At 57.2% G+C, this 20,305-nt stretch carries 17 protein-coding genes and 1 pseudogene; 11 read left to right on the top strand and 7 right to left on the bottom strand.

The genetic code is table 11. The features are described 5' to 3' along the window. The first annotated feature begins 14 nt into the window (after window positions 1–14). Together GOW09_RS11000 and GOW09_RS10995 are read left to right on the top strand one after the other, a co-directional pair. Window positions 15–869, top strand: a complete 855-nt coding sequence (locus GOW09_RS11000) for an alpha/beta fold hydrolase (protein ID WP_171118239.1) — start codon at window positions 15–17, stop codon at window positions 867–869. A 16-nt stretch (window positions 870–885) separates the two neighbouring features. Beyond that, on the top strand, window positions 886–2,349 hold the full coding sequence (locus GOW09_RS10995; protein ID WP_253284244.1) for a M81 family metallopeptidase: 1,464 nt from the start codon (window positions 886–888) through the stop codon (window positions 2,347–2,349). 97 nt (window positions 2,350–2,446) lie between these two features. Here GOW09_RS10995 and GOW09_RS10990 read toward each other — a convergent pair. The 3 genes and pseudogenes from GOW09_RS10990 to GOW09_RS10980 form a co-directional block, all read right to left on the bottom strand. Then, window positions 2,447–3,130: pseudogene (locus GOW09_RS10990) on the bottom strand (IS6 family transposase). Window positions 3,131–4,279: 1,149 nt separating this feature from the next. After that, a complete protein-coding gene (locus GOW09_RS10985) occupies window positions 4,280–5,389 on the bottom strand; it encodes a ParB N-terminal domain-containing protein (RefSeq protein WP_171118237.1) in 1,110 nt (369 codons plus the stop codon). Then, a complete protein-coding gene (locus tag GOW09_RS10980) occupies window positions 5,386–6,693 on the bottom strand; it encodes an AAA family ATPase (RefSeq protein ID WP_171118234.1) in 1,308 nt (435 codons plus the stop codon). The genes GOW09_RS10985 and GOW09_RS10980 overlap by 4 nt, the downstream gene beginning before the upstream one ends. 696 nt (window positions 6,694–7,389) lie before the next feature. Between GOW09_RS10980 and GOW09_RS10975 the strand changes: the two genes are divergently transcribed. From GOW09_RS10975 to GOW09_RS10965, 3 genes are all read left to right on the top strand, one after another. Next, window positions 7,390–7,860 carry a DnaA N-terminal domain-containing protein gene (locus GOW09_RS10975; RefSeq protein ID WP_253283585.1) on the top strand — a complete coding sequence of 157 codons (471 nt, stop codon included), beginning with the start codon at window positions 7,390–7,392 and terminating at the stop codon, window positions 7,858–7,860. Window positions 7,861–7,900: 40 nt separating this feature from the next. Continuing rightward, window positions 7,901–9,040 (top strand): aminotransferase class I/II-fold pyridoxal phosphate-dependent enzyme, encoded by a 1,140-nt coding sequence (locus tag GOW09_RS10970; RefSeq protein ID WP_171118231.1) that lies wholly within the window; start codon window positions 7,901–7,903, stop codon window positions 9,038–9,040. A gap of 78 nt (window positions 9,041–9,118) precedes the next feature. Beyond that, entirely contained in the window at window positions 9,119–9,727 is a 609-nt protein-coding gene (locus tag GOW09_RS10965; protein WP_171118228.1) for a helix-turn-helix domain-containing protein, read from the top strand. Window positions 9,728–9,781: 54 nt separating this feature from the next. On the opposite strand, the gene GOW09_RS10960 is transcribed toward GOW09_RS10965, so the two are convergent. After that, on the bottom strand, window positions 9,782–10,552 hold the full coding sequence (locus GOW09_RS10960) for a transporter substrate-binding domain-containing protein (RefSeq protein WP_171118226.1): 771 nt from the start codon (window positions 10,550–10,552) through the stop codon (window positions 9,782–9,784). A 121-nt stretch (window positions 10,553–10,673) separates the two neighbouring features. Here GOW09_RS10960 and GOW09_RS10955 point away from each other — a divergent pair, with 121 nt between their 5' ends. From GOW09_RS10955 to GOW09_RS10940, 4 genes are read left to right on the top strand one after another with little or no spacing between them, the layout of a single operon-like run. Then, window positions 10,674–11,414 carry an amino acid ABC transporter ATP-binding protein gene (locus GOW09_RS10955; RefSeq protein ID WP_171118224.1) on the top strand — a complete coding sequence of 247 codons (741 nt, stop codon included), beginning with the start codon at window positions 10,674–10,676 and terminating at the stop codon, window positions 11,412–11,414. Between the two features lie 9 nt (window positions 11,415–11,423). Next, window positions 11,424–12,182 (top strand): amino acid ABC transporter permease, encoded by a 759-nt coding sequence (locus GOW09_RS10950; protein WP_171118222.1) that lies wholly within the window; start codon window positions 11,424–11,426, stop codon window positions 12,180–12,182. 11 nt (window positions 12,183–12,193) lie between these two features. Beyond that, a complete protein-coding gene (locus GOW09_RS10945) occupies window positions 12,194–12,529 on the top strand; it encodes a carboxymuconolactone decarboxylase family protein (RefSeq protein WP_171118220.1) in 336 nt (111 codons plus the stop codon). A 5-nt stretch (window positions 12,530–12,534) separates the two neighbouring features. Beyond that, the gene (locus GOW09_RS10940) at window positions 12,535–13,584 is read left to right on the top strand and encodes an aromatic ring-hydroxylating dioxygenase subunit alpha (RefSeq protein WP_171118218.1); all 1,050 of its coding nucleotides are present in this window, start codon (window positions 12,535–12,537) and stop codon (window positions 13,582–13,584) included. Window positions 13,585–13,587: 3 nt separating this feature from the next. Here GOW09_RS10940 and GOW09_RS10935 read toward each other — a convergent pair whose 3' ends face one another. Then, the gene (locus GOW09_RS10935) at window positions 13,588–14,691 is read right to left on the bottom strand and encodes a hypothetical protein (protein ID WP_171118215.1); all 1,104 of its coding nucleotides are present in this window, start codon (window positions 14,689–14,691) and stop codon (window positions 13,588–13,590) included. A 154-nt stretch (window positions 14,692–14,845) separates the two neighbouring features. Here GOW09_RS10935 and GOW09_RS10930 point away from each other — a divergent pair, with 154 nt between their 5' ends. After that, a complete protein-coding gene (locus tag GOW09_RS10930) occupies window positions 14,846–15,427 on the top strand; it encodes a carboxymuconolactone decarboxylase family protein (RefSeq protein ID WP_171118213.1) in 582 nt (193 codons plus the stop codon). 51 nt (window positions 15,428–15,478) lie between these two features. Here GOW09_RS10930 and GOW09_RS10925 read toward each other — a convergent pair whose 3' ends face one another. Further along, window positions 15,479–16,411, bottom strand: a complete 933-nt coding sequence (locus GOW09_RS10925) for a hydrogen peroxide-inducible genes activator (RefSeq protein WP_171118211.1) — start codon at window positions 16,409–16,411, stop codon at window positions 15,479–15,481. Between the two features lie 107 nt (window positions 16,412–16,518). On the opposite strand from GOW09_RS10925, the gene katG reads away from it, so the two are divergent. Then, window positions 16,519–18,699 (top strand): catalase/peroxidase HPI, encoded by a 2,181-nt coding sequence (katG, locus tag GOW09_RS10920; RefSeq protein ID WP_171118209.1) that lies wholly within the window; start codon window positions 16,519–16,521, stop codon window positions 18,697–18,699. A gap of 87 nt (window positions 18,700–18,786) precedes the next feature. Here the strand turns inward: katG and GOW09_RS10915 are convergent, their stop codons facing one another. Further along, the gene (locus GOW09_RS10915; protein ID WP_171118207.1) at window positions 18,787–20,301 is read right to left on the bottom strand and encodes a malonyl-CoA synthase; all 1,515 of its coding nucleotides are present in this window, start codon (window positions 20,299–20,301) and stop codon (window positions 18,787–18,789) included. Window positions 20,302–20,305 lie beyond the last annotated feature (4 nt).

Below are 20,305 nucleotides of genomic sequence, written 5' to 3'. Positions count from 1 at the left end.
ACAGGAGCCTTCCAATGTCAGTCTTCCCCGAATTTGGTCTAAAATCAGAAACACATCAATTGACCATGGGCGGCGTCACCATGCGAGTCGTCGTTGAAGGCGAAGGGCCTCCGGTCGTGTTCGTCCCCGGCGGAGATCAGACGGCTGAGGCTTATTCCGAACAATTCTCGTGCCTGTCAGATCACTTTAAATGCATCACTTATGATCCACGCGGCGCGGGTGACACGCAATCGCCCCCTCCGCCCTGGTCGATGCAGGATTACGCGGCCGATTGCGCTGCGGTGATTGATGCATTCGCTGGTGGTCAGGCCGCTGTCTGCGGGTTGTCACTGGGCGGGCTGGTCACGCAGCAAACCGCAATCGACTTCCCGGAAAAGGTGCGACTGGCAATTCCGATGGGCACCTCGGCCTATATTGACGGGTTCACTCGCGACTGGATGCAGGCCGAGATCGACTTGCGCAAGGACGGCATCACTCTGCCTGATTATTTCCTGGCCCCGCACTATGCCGTTTACGCCTTTCCGGCAAAAGCGCTGCACGAGCCTGAGCTTTGGGAGCAGCTCAAAGCCTCCTACACCGAGCGTTTTCGGAATCGCGACCCGCAGGCAACAATTGATCAGTGGGAAGCCTGTCTGAAATTTGACTGTCGTGAAGGGTTGAAAACCTGCCCGGTCCCGATGCATGTCATCGCCTTTTCCGAGGATGTTCAAACCGCTCCGGTCATGTGCAAGGTGGTTTCTGATCTTGCGCTGAACGGCGTGTTCCATGAAATTCCTGGCCTGGGTCATGTTTCAATGACCCGCCACAAACCGGAAGTCGTGGCGGCAAAACTACGTGAGATTTTGACCGCCGAATTGGTGCAGCAATAAGCGGCTGAAGGGTCAGATGAGAATCGCTATCGCAGGATTTCAACACGAAACCAATACCTTCGTCGCCACTCCAACGCAACTGAGCGATTTTGAGCAGGCAGACAGCTGGCCGGAATTGCTTTGGGGTCAAGACGTTCTGAACATAACCCAAGGTATGAACCTGCCCATAGCCGGTTTCGCAAAAACTGCCTTGGCGGATGGGGTCGAATTACAACCTATCCTGTGGTGCGCTGCTGAACCGTGTGGCAAGGTTGCGGATCACGCCTTTGATACCATTGCCGGACATATCACCAATGCGCTGGCGAACATGACGCAGCTTGATGGGGTCTACCTGGACCTGCATGGGGCCATGGTCACAGAGTCTTTGGATGATGGGGAGGGAGAGCTGTTGTCGCGGATCAGACAGGTCGTCGGTCCGGACCTGCCGCTTGTTGCAAGCCTCGATATGCATGCCAATATCTCGAGGCAAATGGTGGATCTGTCGGACGCGATGACCATTTTCCGCACCTATCCGCACCTCGACATGGCAGAAACAGGCGCGCGGGCCTTTCGAATGATGCGCGACATCTGCACAAATGGCCCGCCCGCAAAAGCGTGGCGTCAAGGGGAGTATCTGATCCCGCTGCACAGCCAGTATACCGAAGTCGCCCCCGCCAAAACGCTGTACGCCGCGTTGGATGTCTTCGACTGGCCAAACGCGCGTCTGGTTGAACTCGCCGCTGGGTTTACTGCAGCGGATACGGCCGATTGTGGACCATCTGTCTTGGCCTACGGCGAGTCACAATCCGATGCCGATGCAATGGCCGCGCAGATATTCGCAAAGCTGCAAGCGGCGGAAACGCAGTTCGATACGTCTCTGCTTTGTCCGAAAGATGCTGTTGAAACTGCACGGCATGCAAATGGCAAAGGGCCTGTAGTAATCGCTGATGTGCAGGACAATCCGGGGGCTGGAGCGTCGGCCGACACGACAGGATTGCTACGTGAGTTGATGCAACAAAACGCCCCCTCGGCCATTCTCGGGTTGCTGAACGACCCGCAACTGGCGGCCAAGGCCCACGAATTGGGCGAAGGCGCGGAACTCGAGGCCGAGATTGGTGGTCGAGGTCCCGGCGACGTTCCTTTCGCCTCAAAGGTGCGCGTGCATCACTTAAGCGATGGCCAATGTCGTTATTCGGGCGAAATGTATGGCGGCGGCGTTGCTACGATGGGTCCGTCGGCCGCCTTACAGCTGATTGGAACGCAAATCCATGTCCTTGTCACCAGCATTCGAAATCAGTGTCTGGATCTGGCGCAAATACGTTTGTTCAACCTTGAACCGGCAGACGCTCGGATACTATGTGTCAAAAGCACAACCCACTTCCGAGCCGACTTTGAACCCATCGCGCAAAAAGTCTTGAAATGTGCCGTACGGGGGCAGTTTCCGTGTCAGCTCAAGGATGTCAGGTATACCAAGCTGCGACCGGGCGTGCGCATAATATAAGGGTGTCAAAGCGCCTCAGCGTCGTCTCCGCAACAGTACGAAACGGATCTGTTGCTAAGTTATTTATTGACCGAAGAGTTGACACCGAACCCGCGGCTCATGCCGCCAGTTCTGCAAATTGGCGTAACGGGCAGACCGCAGGCGTGAGTTGGCCTTTGCGGATCATATGCGCCACTTCGATCCCGTCCAATGTAACCGCCGCTGAAGCGAAGGCCTTGAACCCCAACATAGGCCGTGTTCGTCTCTTGATGCAGCGATGGTCCTGTTCCACGATGTTATTTAGATACTTCCGCCTGACCATCTCGACTGCGATCGGGCAGCGAAAGCCTTTCGGCATCTTGTTTATCGCTCTGATGCCAGCCGTGTTAGCTCCGCTTTTGTCGATGGCAGTCTTTCCTGGATGGCCGTTGACCTCCAGCAGCTACGCGAAGAATTTGGCGGCGGCGGGTTTGTTTCGACGCTGCGAAAGCATGGAATCAAGTGTCTTTCCGTTCCTGTCGACAGCGCGATAGTGACAGACCTACGCTCCTTTTACCTTGATGCAAGTCTCTTCCATTCTCCTGGAACAGTCGCACGGCCCCTTTCGCCTGCACGCGACATCGGCAATTGCACTAGCGTATTTTGTGACCCAACGGTTCAGTGTTGCATGATCCAGATTAACGCCGCGTTCCGCCATGATTTCTTCCAGGTCACGGCACGACACACTGTATCGAAGGAAGACGAAAACCGCGTGCAAGATGACGTCTTTCGGAAATGCGCCCTTGAAAGAGATCGTCGCGATTGGTTCCTGTCATATTCTAGCCCGCGTTAACAGAACTTCGTTCAAGCTGACAGGTGGAGACAGAGTTTGCGATAAAACCGGCGTCAGCTGAACGGCTTAATGCTGATTGGACTGCCGCACGGCGGGCCCGTTCGCTAGGAAATTCTCTTGCCCAGTCACACATCGAAACCCTGATGGGCGAATTACCGTCGCACTGCAAGATCGTCGCTGCCATTGATGGGTACCCGGCCTCCCTCGCATGGCTTGGGGTGTGGCTGGAGACCATACGATCTGGCTCGGTGCCGAGCGTTTTGGCCAGACGGGAACCATTTGTGATCTCTACAACCATCACGAGATTGACCCGCGGTCGTCACATCCGTGTTCATGCCGCGACTTGAGAGGGTCCGGTTGTCTGAGATCGATCACAGGCCAATTGCGAACTGTGTACGAGGCGCACAACTGGCCTGGCCAGAGTAACTATTGAACTCCATGAAACCACACTCACGGTCGGTTGAATGCCACTCGGGGGAACCAGCCCCCGAGTGCAGAACGTACTGAAAACACTCACTCACGGTTAAACCGCCACCGTAACATCGCGGTCAGGTGGTGGGTCGAAAGCATGTCAAACATAGGGAAGAATGAAGTCGGATTTCTTTATTACACTGTAGAGCAGCAAAGCATTGCCAACCGCAGGTGTTTTCAGGCCGCCTCTCCGCTTGTGCGCATAATTTTTGGTTTTTGATCCTTACTTTTTCACAACACGATTTCACTATAACATTTGATAATTTTTCTTATCATATGTAATTGCTCTAGCCGAGATTGTGTGCAGTGAGTAGCCGTCATATCACCTTATTCCCGTGTCACATATTGCATGCCGAAATCTCGAGCAGGTATCGGGCGCCCTTCCGTGATCTGAACGTACGAACCCGAACAAGACGCCGTGGTTTTAGGCCCCGACAACACTCCGTGAAAATGACCGTTCCTGAACCAACGTCGATGACTGAAGCCACAAACCCCGTCTCAAGCTGCGGCATCATCTATCACGGGACACGAATTCAAGGCAAAACAACTTATGGGCAGTAATCCCTTGCTGAGAACGTCCAGGCATTAGCGACAAGACAAAGGCGCCGGATTCGACCGGCGCCTTTTCTCGGACCTTCAAACCAAACCTTACCCGTGGGTAAGATCGTCTTCCTCGGGAAGAGCATCGATGAAAGCAGCTATTGCCGCCTCAAGTTTGCTGCGATCAACACGCGTAAAGTCCAAATCATATCTCAACTCAATTCGACCACTGGATGCCGAGCACTTGGCGATCCCTGCCCGCCCTGATACCTGAAACGTGGTCTTTGCACGTCGTGGTTTATCGGCGCTTTCAACCGGAGCCTTCTTTGCCACGCTTGTTTCCGGCGCGCCCAGAAATGACCTGAGGATAGCAACCTCACGCGCTCCGTCACGGTCCGGCTCGCTCATGACCGCGGCACTCACCTGGCGCACCAGACCGGGCGTTGCATCCAGCTTGCGCTTCAGCTCTACGCCTACGTTGCGCGGAATGTCGTTCGGGTGTTTCAAAACCTTGTCCAACATCATCAGCAAACTGGCAAATGACCTAATGTAACTCCGTTTTGTGTAACTGGCGGATTTGAACAGCGTGGAAACCGCCTTGTCTACATCCGGGCAATCATTTGCCGGGTCTTCGGCATACGCGCGCGCCAGAGCACCCATTTCCGCAAACGAGATATCCTTGCGGATCAGGTTCTCATCCACCATGCGCCGGTAGCTGCTGTCGAGATCGCCCGCCTCTGAAATACCCGCTGGAATTCTGGCATAGGACTCATCGCCCGTTTCTTCATACAAGGCCCGATAGGCAGACAGGCGCCGCATCCCCTGAATCAGTTCAAATCGTCCGTCTGAGCGACGCTCAAGTCGGATGGGGTTGGACAATCCGATTTCCTGAATTGACGCTTTTAGCTCGTCCAGTTCCGGATCCGGCCCGGGTTTACGATCCCGCGTCAGCTTTTCAAACAGAATGTCAGCCAATGCTACACGTTCGGTCACCAGACCTTCGGAACGCAGGCGCACGAGTTCATGCGCAAGACGATCGTTTTCTGCGCGAATGGTTTCTTCCGTCGATTGCTGGTCGCGCAGCGCATCAGCATTTTCCGAAATGGCCGCAGCCATCGGGCCTCGCCGCTTTTCAAGAACCTTGTCCGGAACCTTGCCGACAGGAATGTCATCCATTGCGGGCAGGTCGATATCAAACATTCTGCGCTTGCGGCTCATGCGTCATCCTCCAGCTTGTCCCAGGCAGACAGCATCACACCTCGGAATTCCTCGTAAACATTGTCGAACGTCGAACGGGCCCGACGCCAGGTTTCGCGGGTCATTTCGCGATAATCCATTTCGTACACCGAGCTCAGAAAGCGGCCGGATTGCTCGACCGCGCGGGTCATTTCAACAGGGTGCTGGGCGACGTGGTCTCCGAAGACTTTCTGGAACGCGTCAAACATCGCCAGATGCAAGGCGTTTCCGGGCTCGTACCTTGTAAGCAGGAACCGCAGTTCGCAGAAGGTTTTGGGAAGACCGATCTTACCCGTGGGTAAGGTTTTGTCGAACCCGTAGGCCAGGTCCTCCAAAGCTTCTGCCAGCTGACCGATAAAGGACGTGGTCGAGTCATATTCCCAGTACCCGGGGCCAGACGGGATGTACAACATGTCCGCCGCGAACACCGCGTTCATGGACTGATACCCAATGGCCGGCGGGCAATCGAACAGGATCAGGTCATAGGCGTCGTCAGGGATTTGATCCAGATACCGGGACACTGCGGCAAAGAAAGACCATTCAGGGTTCAGGTGGCGATACTGTGCCGAGGCAAATTCGACGAAGGCCGCGTTCGCACAGGATGGGATCGCATCGATGGTGGACCAGGACGTCCGCCTGATGAAATCGCTGATCCGCAGATCTCCAAGCCCCATATCCGTGATCGCCGGGGGCAGTTCCCGGCGGGGTAGGGCGGTGCCGGACTCGGCCGCGGCGGGCCGGTTGTTCATGCGCTCGGTCTCGCGGATCAGGTCACGCGCCATGATCCCCCAGACAGTGTAATCCTCGGCGACATCGGTCAGGCCCATTGAATGGCTCAGCGTGGCCTGCGGGTCGAAGTCAACGACAAGAACACGGTACCCATCAAGCGCGGCAGCATGCGCAAGATGCAACGCGACCGTTGACTTGCCCGCCCCGCCCTTGAAGTTCGCTACGGCCGCGCGAATGGCCCGCTTGCCCTCGGGACGCGGTGGCATGAGGGATTTACGATTCACCTTGAGCCGCCGCCGCAACTCATTCACCTCCTCCAGGCTGAACCAGCGCTGCCGCCCCTCGGGCTCAACCTCGCCTCCGGGCAGAGACGGATCAGCGGCCAGCTTTCCGCGAAAGGTTGACTGGTTGACCCGGAAGATCAGCTCGGACACTTCCCAGCTCGAAAACCGGCGGAGTGTCTTCTCCATCTCGGGGCTAAAGGTCTGCTGACGAATCCACCCCTGGAGTTTGAGAGATTGATTGCGCAATGCATTCAGGTCTTCGTGCGTGTACATGCCTCATGTCTCTTTGTTTGGAACGTAAATTTCTGTTCGTTTCCTATTTACGCCCGATTTGCGCTTTACGCAAAAGAAAATATGATGAAACTCAAATCTTACCCACGGGTAAGAAAACAAGGCCCTGCAAGGCCATCGCCGATTCGGCAGCGCAGAAGATGAGGGGTGACGATTCGCAACACGCCCTCAACCGTATTTAGGGGGGCATTCTTACTGGAACGGCGATATATGGGGGGACATAACAAGCCAATAAGGGGTCATCCTGAACGTCCCCCTTCACCAATACTTCACCAGATTTCTTATATTTTTTGATCTGGATTGGCGCAATTTTCTGACCTGTTTCAGACTCTTCTTGACAGAATCGAGGCTTTGGACGCTAATTAGGCCAAGATGACGAAAAGCGTTGGCAAACAGCGCGAGATCGGCGGGACACACCCGTCTGAGGCAGATAGAGCGGTGAGAACGGGTATGCAGCTGGCTAAACCGGTCGGGCGAAATGCGGCGGCCTTGAAATATGATATACTTTCTGCACTCACCATATATGCGTTGTCAGGCGACAAGCATCGGCAACGCAGCGTACTGCGTGTCATCTCATTGATTACGACACGATATAACTGGCGAAACAACGAATTATCGATTGGACGCGAAGAAATTTCGCGCCTTTGGTCAGTGAACGAAAGGACTGTAAAGCGCGAAATGGCCAGATTTCGCGCACTAGGTTGGGTAACGGTCAAACGGCCTGCTGCACGGGGCCGGGTCGCGGTCTATGAAATCGACCTCAAACAGATCATGATCGATACGCAGGAGGTCTGGCCGATCATAGGCTCCGATTTCCAGGCCCGGATGAGCGAGGATTCCGAGCCCGTTACAAATGTCGTGCCTTTCGCGGCAAAATCCCCGGGGCCTGAAATCAACACCCCCGAAGCCAAGCCCGAGGATGTCTGGTCGCAGGTGCAGTCAATCCTTCACGGGCGCGATCCCGAGCTGTGGGCGAGTTGGTTCCAGCATCTGTCCGAGTCGGAAAGGGCAGGGGGGCGCGTCATTCTGGTTGCACCCTCGCGGTTCATGGCGGATTACATTGCACAGAAATGGACGGCACGATTGCTGGCCGCCTACAGCCGCGTCGATCCCAGTATCAGAACGGTTCATGTAAACGCAGCCGATTGAGGCTGTCAGGTGCGCAGCACGGCCGAGCAAAGGATGCATCATGATCAACCGAAATTTTCAACCATTTCGGGTCGAACAGTTCCTGTCCGAAACGGAACACGGGGTGGCCTTCAATTTCTCGGAAAGCGGCGTTCATCCCATGTCGTTGCAGGGATTGGTAGAGCTGGCCGGGATTGATCTCGACGCTCTGCTGACAACGATGATCGACTATCCGCAAGTCAATGGAAAGCAATCCCTGCGCAACACCATCGCAGGCTTGTATCCGGGGGCCTCGGCAGATGGGGTATTGGTCACGGTCGGGGCAACCGAAGCGAACACGCTGGTGGCCAACACCTTGTTGGAGCCCGGCGACAATGTTGTGTGTTTCCGACCGACCTATGAACAGATTTCAGGAAACGCCGCCAATCTGGGCAACGAAGTGCGTTGGGTCGATCTGATCGAATCCGCAGGGTGGGGCATAGACGCAGAGGCGCTTGAGCGGGCGGTCGATGACAGAACCCGCATCATCCATGTAGTGAACCCGAACAATCCAACGGGCCGTATTCTGACCGAAGCGGATCGCGCCCGCATCGTATCGGCTGCCGAGCGCGTTGGCGCCTGGATCGTTTCAGACGAGGTTTATGCCGGAACCGAGCGGGAAGGTGACACCGAAACGCCTTCGTTCTGGGGAAGTACGGACAGGGTTCTCGTGGTGAACTCCATGTCCAAGGCCTATGGGCTTCCGGGGCTGAGGCTGGGATGGCTGGTTGGGCCCGAAGACATCATTCAGCACTGCTGGCGGCGGCACGAATATGCCTCGATCGCGGCATCCATGTTGTCGATGGAACTGGCGGACAAGGCGCTTGCCGAACCGGCACGGTCCAAGTTGAAAGCCCGCGCGCGCCGTCTGATCCGCACGGGTTTCGACGTTCTGACGGAAGAACTGGCGCGGCATCAGGGGGTGTTTTCCGTTGTACCACCTCAGGCGTCGGCCATGTCGTTCGTGCGGTTCAATCTACCGATCGCATCCGAGGCGTTCAGCATGCGCCTGTTGCGCGAAAAAGACGTGCTGGTCATTCCGGGGTCGCGGTTCGGGGTCGAGAACCATTTTCGGTTCAGCTCGGCCCTGCCCGAAGATCATCTGCGCAACGGGTTGGCCAAGTTGAATGATCTTACAGGAGACATCCTGAACGGAAGCTGAGAGTTTGCCGCCGAACTGGTGCGAATGGTTCGGTGACATTTCTTTTGCCTTTTTCATACGTGTCGATAGGCTTCGCAAATGGAAGATTCACCTGTGCTTTCCGCCGAAAAACCGCCGCTGGATCACCTAGTCGGGTCCGCGGTGAAAACGCATCGCGCGCTGGCCGGGTTGACTCTGGCCGAATTGTCTCAGCGGTCCGGCGTGTCCACGGCGATGATTTCCAAGATCGAGCGCGGTCAGGTGTCTGCTTCACTGGCGACGCTTGAGGCTCTGGCCGGCGGAATCGGCGTTCCGTTGATCAACTTCTTTGCCGGCACGGTCGAACGCACGGATGTATCATTTGTGGCTGCGGGCGAAGGTGTAACCGTGCAACGGTTGGGCACCGGTTTCGGGCACAGTTACAAGCTGATCGGTCGGGCGGAAGCGAAACATGTCAGTTTCGAGAGTTTCAGCGTTACATTGGAAGGTCCGTTGGACGAACGCCCGCTTTACCAACATCAGGGTGTCGAATTCATCCACGTCACCGCCGGCGAGATGGTCTATGGCTGCGGTGAAGCCGCTTATCACATGCGGCCGGGCGACAGTCTGAGTTTTGATTCAAACGCCACTCATGGGCCGTTGGAGTTGAAAACTGATACAGTCAGCTTTGTCACCGTGGTTGCCAAGGCCGTGTCGGGCGATAATTGAAAAACGCCCGGCGACCAAGCCGGGCGTTAGGGAATCAAGGTGATCCGAGAAAAGTCAGAGACCCCACTTCTTGCGGTTTTCTTCGAAGAACCCTTGCGCCTTTTTGACTTCGATCCAGTTGTTTACATAGTTGATCCACACCTGATCGGCCTGTGGCAGGATCATCGCTATGGGTGACGGCGAACGCGGGCCTGCGTTCTTCACGCGTACCACCGGAAACTTCGCCTCGAGGGTCGAACCTTCGATGTTCGACGTGATGAAGACATCCGCGCGTCCTGCGATTACTTCCTGAAAACCGCGGGCCGGGGCCTCGACCACCTTGATATCTGCGTTCGGGAACCATTCGCGGACACGCTTTTCGAATGTTGTGCCCAGGGTGGTCGCGACTTTTACTCCGGGCTGGTTGATCGAGTCATAACCGTCGAACTTGTCGGCCTTGTCCTTGGTCGTATAGGGGAAGAGTTCCACCGAAATATAGCTGTCGGAAAAACCTGCGACCTTCATGCGCGGCGGCGAAATCGATGCCGATCCGGTCAGGTGATACTTGCCTGCCACCACACCGTTGACCAGTGTTTTCCAGTCGGTGGGGACATATTCGACCTCGACCCCCAGATCGGCGGCCAGCTCGTTCATGATGTCGATGTCGTACCCTTTGTAGCTGTTGGTTGCAGGGTCGCGGAGCGACATGGGATTCCAATCGCCCGTGGTGCCCACCTTGAGCACGCCGGAATCCAGCACCTCGTTCAGTGCAGATTGCGCCTGCGCAGCGCCTGACAAGACAAGTCCAAACGCAGCGGCTGCCGCAGCTTTCCAAAAAGTGTTCATCGGTTTCTCCCGTTGGTGGCGTTTCGACCTTGTGGCCGTATTCTTCATTGATTTAAGCCCAAAGGGAAAGATAACCTCAAGAAAATATTATACTGGGACTAAAACAGGGGCAGTTCATCTTATGCCAGACGCCGCAATCGAACTTGTGGGCGTGAACAAGTGGTTCGACACGTTTCACGTTCTCAAGGACATCAATCTGACGGTCAACAGCGGCGAAAAGGTGGTGATTTGCGGGCCTTCCGGGTCAGGAAAATCCACCGTTGTGCGATGTATCAACCAGTTGGAAAAACATCAGAAAGGAACCATCCGCGTAGATGGGATCGAGTTGACGGATGACGAGAAATCCGTGGCCAGGATCCGGTCCGAGGTTGGAATGGTGTTCCAGCAGTTCAACCTGTTCCCGCATCTGACCGTATTGGAAAACCTGACTTTGGGCCCGATCAAGGCGCGCGGTCTCGGCCGCAAAGAGGCAGAGGAAAAAGCGCGCCACTATCTGGACCGGGTGCACATTCCAGATCAGGCCGACAAAAAGCCCATTCATTTGTCGGGTGGTCAGCAGCAACGCGTCGCCATCGCCCGGTCGCTGTGCATGGAGCCACGTGTGCTGCTGTTTGACGAGCCGACTTCGGCACTGGACCCCGAGATGATCTCGGAAGTGTTGGACGTGATGGTCGAGTTGGCCAATGAGGGGATGACCATGGTGGTTGTCACGCATGAGATGGGGTTTGCCCGAAAGGTGGCCGACAAGATGATCTTCATGGATGCCGGTGAAATCGTCGAAGAAGGCAAGCCCGAACATTTCTTCACCAATCCTCAGTCCGATCGGTGTCGCAAATTCCTGTCCCAGATCCTGCAACACTGAGAGGGGCCGATGAAAAAACTTCTTCTCATTTTGCCTCTGCTTCTTCTGGCAGGCTGTTCGTCGTCGCAGACCTGGGGCTGGTACGTTATCGATCCGACGACGGCCTCGGGTTGGACCAATGTGAAATTCCTGATCTCGGGGATGGGCGCGACGATCCAGATTTCCCTGATCGCCGCCGTTCTGTCGATCGTCATCGGATTGCTGGTCGCCCTGCCGGGATTGTCCGAAAAACGTGGCTGGCGGGTTGTGAACAGGGTTTACGTGGAGTTCATCCGCGCCATTCCCCTGTTGCCGATGCTGTTCTGGGTGTTTTACGGCTTGCCCATCGTGTTTCAGTCGATGGGTCTGAACATCCCCATCGATCCCTTCTGGGGGGCGATCATAACGTTGGCGATTTCAGACAGCGCCTTTACGGCCGAGATCTATCGCGCAGGCATTCAATCCATTGCGCGTGGACAGCGCGAGGCAGCGCAGACCATCGGGCTGAACTATGTGCAGACCATGCGCTATGTGATCCTGCCGCAGGCGATCCGGCGCATTCTGCCGCCTTTGGCAAACCAGTTCATCTACATCGTCAAGATGAGCGCCTTTGCCAGCGTCATCGGGATGCAGGAACTGACCCGCCGGGCGAATGAACTGGTGGTGACGGAATACCGCCCGCTGGAAATCTACACCCTGCTGATTTTCGAATACCTGATCCTGGTTTTGATCATCTCAGCCGGGGTGCGCTGGCTGGAGCGTCGCATGGGCGCGGACGAGCGCGGATAAGGAGTGAAGAAATGAACTGGAAAGATTTCATGGCCGAGACCGAGGCCAATATCGGAACCTTCTCGAAAGAAGTGCCGGAAACCGTGCGCGGCTTTGGCATCATGGGCAAGGCGGCCAAGACTGACGGGGCGCTGAGCGAGAAAACCAAGGAGTTCATGGCGCTCGGCATTGCGATCGCGACCCGCTGCGACAGCTGCATCGGATTCCACGTGCGTTCGCTGGTTCGGCTGGGCGCAACCCGCGCTCAGATGTGCGAGGCATTGGCCATGGCCACCTATATGGGCGGCGGGCCGTCCTATGCCTACAGCGCCAAGGCGCTCAGGGCTTTTGACGAGTTTTCGGAGTAAGAAACATGCGTCCTGATCTGGCCGGAGCAGAGGGGTTTATTCGCAACAGCTGGTACGTCGCCGGACGGTCCGAGGATTTTGGCCGCAGCCTGAGTGCCGTGCGAATGTTGGGCGATGATATCGTAATCTATCGTGACACAGCGGGCAAAGCAATCGCGTTGGAGGACGCTTGCCCGCATAGAAAGCTGCCGCTGTCTCGGGGCACCATCGAAGGGGATCATGTGGTTTGCGGCTATCACGGTCTGACATTCGGCTGCGGCGGTGAATGTGTCAGCGCCCCGACACAGCTGGACAATCCTCCGCGCCGCGCCGCCGTGCATGCATACCCGGCCGAAGACCGCTGGGGGTTTCTTTGGCTGTGGATGGGGGACCCGGACAAAGCCAGCACAGACGACATCATCGACATCCCCAATTTCGACAACCCGTCCTGGGGCAAGACCCGGACCGGTGCGATGGAGATGGCGTGCCATTACCTTTACATTATCGACAACCTGCTGGATCCAAGCCATGTGGCCTGGGTGCATCTGACCTCGTTTGCCGGGGCGGGAACCGACAACCGCCCGCTGGATCTTGAAGAAACCGAAACCGGCGTCATAGTTTCGCGCTGGATCGCGGATGAACCCGCGCCGCCCTACTATGCGCCGATACTGTCGTTCGGGCCAAGCTGCGACCGCAAGCAGCATTACGAATGCCGTCTGCCGTCCACTGCGATCAACATGTCCATTTACACTCCGGCCGGAGAAGGCGGGGCGGATCGGCCGATTTCGCCCAATGCCTTTGTCAATATTTCGTACAACTTCATCACACCGGTCGATGCGGAAACATCGCGGTATTTCTGGTTCCAGCACCGCAACATGCACGCGGATGACACAGCCATGTCGCAGCGTATGTTCGAAGGCGCGGTCATGGCCTTCAACGAGGACAAAGAGGTTCTGGAACACGTTCAAACCGGCATGGCGCGGCGCAAGACCGGCTATATCAACCTCGGGCTGGACGCGGGCGCGATGCGGTTCCGCGCGCGGGTTGCAAAGCTGATCGCACAGCAGGCCGGCTGATCATCAGGCCGACAAGCGCCCGTTCGCGCCCTGGCCCACGTGTCGGGCCGGGGCGTCGAACACCGCTTTGATGCAGGGATACCGGTCGAGAATTTCAGCCCCACCGGGCAACAGATCGGCCCGGAGAACACCGGCATCCCAGATCGAAACACCATCCACGCGGATCGTCGGGTCCAGCACGTTCAGTGAAATCTCACCCGGCGCATAATGCCCGCATGTGTGAAAGTGCAGCAGGCGTGGATTGCCAAAGGCCGACCCGCTCCAACGTTCAAAATTGCTTCGCGCCGGGGTCGTGTAGGCGCAGCCCGGGTGGATGCCTGCGTGCCAGGAATGCATGGTCAGGGGGTCAAGGTCGAACATCTTGCCGACTTTTTCGTAATGCATCTGCGCGCAATGCACATCCATGGGATGGCCCTCAAAGCCGGTCAGGCGGTTGTTTTCGAACCGTATGGTCAGCGGTTCGCGCAGGTCGCAGCCGTATGGTTCGTAGAATTTCGAACCGGTGCCGACCAGAAACCCGTCCTGAACCAGCACGCCGGAAAACCCCTGCGCGGGAACCGGGGCAAAGACCGACATCGGAAAACGCGCCACGCTGACATCCGCTGCACCTGCTGGGGGGAAGGCGGCGCCGGGGCCCGCGAAGTCGGTGCCCAATGGGCAGGTCACGTGGATGTACCCGGCATTGGCCAGCAGCCGGTTGACCGCGTTTTTCAATTCAACGAACCCGGTGTAGTTGGCGCGCCCGAAACCCGAGGCCAGCATTCCGGCGTCCAGCGCATATGACATGATGGGCCGAACGTCCCTCATTCCTGCGTCGAAACGAATCTGATCGCCGGTGCGGGACAGAAACAAGGTGCGATCCGCCATCTCCATCGCCGTTTTCAAATCCGCTGGCAGCGATGAACCCATGGGATCGAATGCGAGGGTTCGAACTGCGGTCTTGATCCGGTTTTCCCGGGCGCAGTCCACGATAGCCTCAGTGATCTCGGCATCGTAATACCCGTTGGCCGCATCTTCGCAGACCACAAGCAACTGGTCGCCCGCCGCCAGGCCGCCGCATCTGAACAACAGGTTTTCGGCACCTGCCATAAGCTCTGGACTGTGCATTCGCGTTGATCCTCAACAAAATCCCCCGCGCTGGTATTTTACATCTTTCACGTTTCCGTGATCCAGAAAAAATTTCATCTTAAGAAAAAAATTAACTGACATGCCTGTGGGCTTTGTACATAAGCTGAGCCCGAACAAGACAGGAGACACAGCAATGAGCGCTTGGATCGAGATGATCTCGGACGACAAGGCCGAGGGCCGCCTGAAAGAGCTGCTGGACAAGGCCCGCACCCCTCATGGCACCGTGGATACGGTCATGCGTGTGCATTCATTGCGGCCCGAAACGATGAACGGGCATGTGACGCTGTACCGTTCGGTCCTGCATTCCGATGACAACCAGTTGCCATTCTGGTTCCTCGAAGTTGTCGCCAGCTATACTTCGATCCTGAACGATTGCACCTATTCACTGACCCATCACTTCATGAACGTGCGCAACCTGCTTAAGGATCAGCCGCGCAGTGACCGGATTTTCGTCGCGCTCAAGGCGCATCGGCCCGAGGATGAATTCGAGGGCAAGGAACTGGCGCTGCTGCGCTATGCCGCCAAGCTGACGACGGATGTTGGCAAAATGGTCAAGTCCGACTTCGAAGCGCTCAAGATTGCTGGCTGTGAGGATGGCGAGATCCTGGAGGTCAATCAGGTCTGCGCCTATTTCAATTATTCAAATCGGTTGCTGAACGGGTTGGGTGCAACGACCGAGAATGATGTGATCGGCTATTACAAGGGTGACGACTGACGGGTTGCGCCGGGTCTGGCCTTCGTGCCGAGGAACATCGTTTTGGGCGGGTCAGCCTGTTGTTTCAGGCTGAGGCGGTTTCACGCCCCACGTGTTTTCTTCGGCTGTTTTGCGGATGATCGCGCCGATCTTCAACAGGTTTTCGCTGAGCGGGTTGGTCTTTCGCCAGATCAGACCAATCGTCCGCGTCGGCGGCGTGTCCTGAAACCGGGCAATGGACACATCCGCGGATCGGGTTTCCAGCCCGACCGCCATTTCCGGTATCAGGGTCACACCGATGCCGGCGCCGACCATCTGAACCAGTGTGGAAAGCGAACTGCCCTCCATGATGTGCTGCGGTTCGATGTTGCGGATTGAACAGAAGGACAGGGCCTGATCCCTGAAGCAATGCCCCTCTTCCAGCAACAGCAGGCGCATGGTTCTGAGCTGCGAGGAACTTGGCATCGGCAGGTTGGCATCCTGCGCCGGGCGAACCAGCAGAAAATCTTCGTTGAACAGCGAGAACTCTCGGAGGTTGGGTTCCGAGACGGGCAGGGCAACGACACCGAAATCCAGTTTCGAATCCAGTATTTCACCGATCAACGTCTTGGTTATCGTTTCCTTGGGTTCGATAGTCAGTTGTGGGAAACGCTGCGACAGAGCTTTGATGATCGAGGGCAGCAGATAGGGTGCGACCGTGGGAATGACCCCGATTCTGATGCGGCCGGACAAGGGGCCTGAGGGAGATTGCACCAATTTCCCCAAATCCTCGACCCGGGTCAGGATTTCGCGGCCATGTTTCAGCACGTCTTCGCCAAGTGCAGTCAGGCGGGTTTGCCGGGCCGCGCGTTCGACCAGCGGCCCACCCATAATTGCCTCCAGCTCTTTGATTTGTATGGAAAGCGCAGGCTGCGATATCGCACTGGCCGCGGCGGCCTTGCCAAAGTGGCCGTGCGTGGCGAGCGCCTCGAAATAGCGCAGGTGTTTGAGGGTGAGTGCTTTCATATGAAAAATTAATCACAATGATAGAAATTACAAATTTCCAATTATCGAAGCCGTGGGGTACGAGTCAAGATATCTGAACCCCTAGGTAAATACTCAGGAGATTTACAATGGATGGTACCCCCCACAATCACCAATCCGGCGGCTGCCCTGTCATGCATGGCGGCAATACTGGAACGGGCAATTCCGTCACCAAGTGGTGGCCGGATGCGCTGAACCTGGACATTCTGAGCCAGCACGACACGCGCACCAACCCGATGGATGCGGATTACAATCACCGAGAAGCGGTCAAGGGGCTGGACTTCAAGGCGGTTCGTGCCGATGTCGAGGCGTTGCTGACCGACAGCCAGGACTGGTGGCCGGCTGACTGGGGTCACTATGGCGGGCTGATGATCCGTCTGGCGTGGCACTCGGCGGGGTCTTACCGTCTGGGGGATGGTCGAGGTGGCGCCGGTTCGGGCAACATCCGGTTCGCGCCGCTGAATTCATGGCCGGACAATGCAAGCCTGGACAAAGCCCGCCGTCTGCTGTGGCCGGTGAAAAAGAAATACGGCAACGCGCTGTCCTGGGCCGATCTGATCGTTCTGTCGGGCACGGTGGCGTATGAATCCATGGGATTGAAGACCTTTGGTTTCGGCTTTGGTCGCGAAGACATCTGGGGCCCCGAGAAAGATGTTTACTGGGGTTCTGAAAACCAGTGGCTGGCCCCGTCCGAGAACCGCTATGGCGATCTGGAAACCCCCGGCACGCTGGAAAACCCTCTGGGTGCGGTGCATATGGGACTGATCTATGTGAACCCCGAAGGCGTGAACGGCAATCCGGATCCGGCCAAAACCGCGATGCATATCCGTGAAACCTTTGCGCGTATGGCGATGAATGACGAAGAGACCGCGGCATTGACCTGCGGGGGCCATACCGTCGGCAAAGCCCATGGTGCGATGCCCGGCGACAATATCGGCGCCGAGCCCGAAGCCTGCCCGGCGTCCAGCCAGGGGCTGGGATGGGAAAACCCTGATCAGAACGGCAAAGCGGCCAACGCCTTTACCTCGGGGATCGAAGGGGCGTGGACGAAAGAGCCGTTGAAATTTGACATGGGCTATTTCGACTACCTGTTCGGCTACGAGTGGGAACTGGGCAAATCACCCGCAGGTGCCCATCAGTGGCAGCCCGTCGACATGCCCGAAGACGAAAAGCCGGTCGACCCGACCGACCCCACCGTTCGTCGCATGCCGATGATGACCGATGCGGATATGGCGATGAAGGTCGACCCGACCTACAACGCGATCTGTCAGAAATTCATGGCGGATCCGGACTATTTTGCCGATACATTTGCACGTGCCTGGTTCAAGTTGACTCACCGCGACATGGGTCCGCGCGTCAACTATTATGGCCCGGACGTGCCGTCGGAAGATCTGATCTGGCAGGATCCGTTCCCGGCTGGTTCGACAGATTACGACATAGATGCCGTCAAGGCCAAGATCGCAGACAGTGGCCTGACCATCGCCGAGATGATCACCACCGCCTGGGACAGTGCCCGAACCTTCCGCGGGTCGGACAAGCGCGGCGGCGCAAATGGCGCGCGCATCCGACTGGCGCCGCAAAAGGACTGGGCAGGCAACGAGCCCGAACGTCTGGCGAAAGTGCTGGGTGTGCTGGAGCCGATCGCGGCGGAAACCGGTGCCTCGGTTGCCGACGTGATCGTTCTGGCGGGCAATGTCGGGTTGGAGCAGGCGATCAACGCCGCAGGCTTTGACGTGGCGGTTCCGTTCTCGGCCGGTCGCGGCGACGCGTCGATCGAGCAGACCGATGTGGACAGCTTCTCGGTACTTGAGCCGCTGGCGGACGGGTTCCGCAACTGGCAGCTGAAGGAATACGCGGTCTCGCCAGAGGCGATGATGCTGGATCGCGCGCAACTGCTGGGTCTGACCGCGGCCGAGATGACCGTTCTGGTCGGTGGTCTGCGTGTGCTGGGTGCCAACCATGGCGGATCGCCGCATGGCGTCTTCACCGACCGGTTAGGCCAGCTGACAACCGACTTTTTCGTCAACCTGACGGATATGTCGCTGAGTTGGCATCCGGTTGGCGGAGGCACCTATGAGCTGCGCGACCGCGCCTCGGGTGAGGTCAAGTTCACCGCAACCAGCGCTGATCTGGTCTTCGGATCGAACTCGATCCTGCGCAGCTATGCTGAGGTCTACGCTCAGGACGACAATGCCGAGAAGTTCGTGCGCGACTTTGTGGCGGCATGGACCAAGATCATGAACAACGACCGGTTCGATCTGGTTGCCTGAAACATATAGTAAATCAGGCGGGGACACCCTCGCCTGATTTTCTTTTCAGGGGGTGCATCCGCTGATCCCCGCTTTGCCGAGACTCACTCACACAGTCATGAAGAGATCTTTGTATCGGTCACGCAGAATGTTCTTTTGAACCTTGCCCATCGTGTTGCGGGGCAACTCATCCAGAACGATCAGCTTGCGCGGATGCTTGAACCGGGCCAGACCTTCGCGGACCGCGACCGTTATCGCCTCCGGATCAGGGGTCTGGCCGGGCTCTGCCACGATGACACCAACAACCGTTTCACCGAAATCGGGATGTGGCACGCCGATCACGGCGCTTTCCAGAACACCGGGTTGATCATCGAGAACCATCTCGATCTCTTTTGGGTAGATGTTGTAGCCGCCCGAAATGATCAGATCCTTGTTGCGACCGACGATATGGACGTACCCATCCTCGTCGATGCGGCCCAGATCACCGGTGATGAAAAAGCCGTTGTCGCGCAGTTCGGCAGCGGTTTTTTCAGGCATCTGCCAATACCCTTTGAAGACGTTGGGCCCGCGCACTTCAATTGTGCCGATCTCGCCCGCAGGCAGGGTATTGCCGTCTGAATCACAGATCTTCAGTTCGACCCCGGGCAGCGGGTGCCCGACCGTTCCGGCGCGCCGCTCGCCGTCATACGGGTTTGACGTGTTCATGTTGGTTTCAGTCATGCCATAGCGTTCAAGGATGCGATGCCCCGTTCGTTTTTCGAACTGCGCATGGGTTTCCGCCCGCAGCGGTGCCGATCCGGAAACGAACAGGCGAATATGGGTGGCCAGTTCCCTGGTAAAACGCGGGTCGTCCAACAGGCGCGTATAGAAGGTTGGGACGCCCATCATCGACGTGGCAAAGGGCAAATTGTCGATGATCTGGTCCAGATCGAACTTGGGCAGCCAGATCATGCATCCACCCGTGGCCAGCATGATATTGGTCGCGACGAACAGCCCGTGGGTGTGAAAGATCGGCAGGGCATGCAGCAGCACATCCTGCGAGTTGAAGCGCCATTCCCTGACCAGTGTCCGGGCATTCGACAGCAGGTTGTTCTGGGTCAGCATGGCCCCCTTGGACCGGCCTGTGGTTCCCGATGTATAGAGGAACGCAGCCAGGTCCTCGCCATCGCGGGGGACGGTTTCGAAACGTGTCGGCATGGTCGCGGCCAGATCTGACAGAGACCCGCTGCCATCCGCGTTCAGCGTCTCTACCCGGGCGCCCAGCTGCGCGCCGACAGGGGTGAGTTTTTCCTCACTTTCGGTGTCGCAGATAATCAGCGCGGCCCCGCTGTTTTCAATGAAATAGGTCAATTCATCGACCGTGTAGGCGGTATTCAGGGGCAGGAACACCAGACCGGCCTGGGCGCAGGCAGCATAAAGCGCCAGCGCCTCGGGTGACTTCTCAACCTGCGCCGCAACGCGATCACCGGGATTCAGGCCCAGATGCTTGGCCACATGTGCAATCTGCGCCGCTTTGCCGAGAAAGTCCTGATGGGAAATCGTTGTCCCGTCCAGCAGCCGCAAAAAAGGTGTGCCTTTGCCAGCATGAATGCCGAACAGGCCGTCATAGAGGGGGTTGGCCATCAGG

This window comes from Ruegeria sp. HKCCA5463 (assembly GCF_013034175.1).
Taxonomy (GTDB): domain Bacteria; phylum Pseudomonadota; class Alphaproteobacteria; order Rhodobacterales; family Rhodobacteraceae; genus Ruegeria.
Note: the sequence above shows the minus strand (reverse complement) of the source record. Positions and strands in the feature narration are given on the sequence as shown.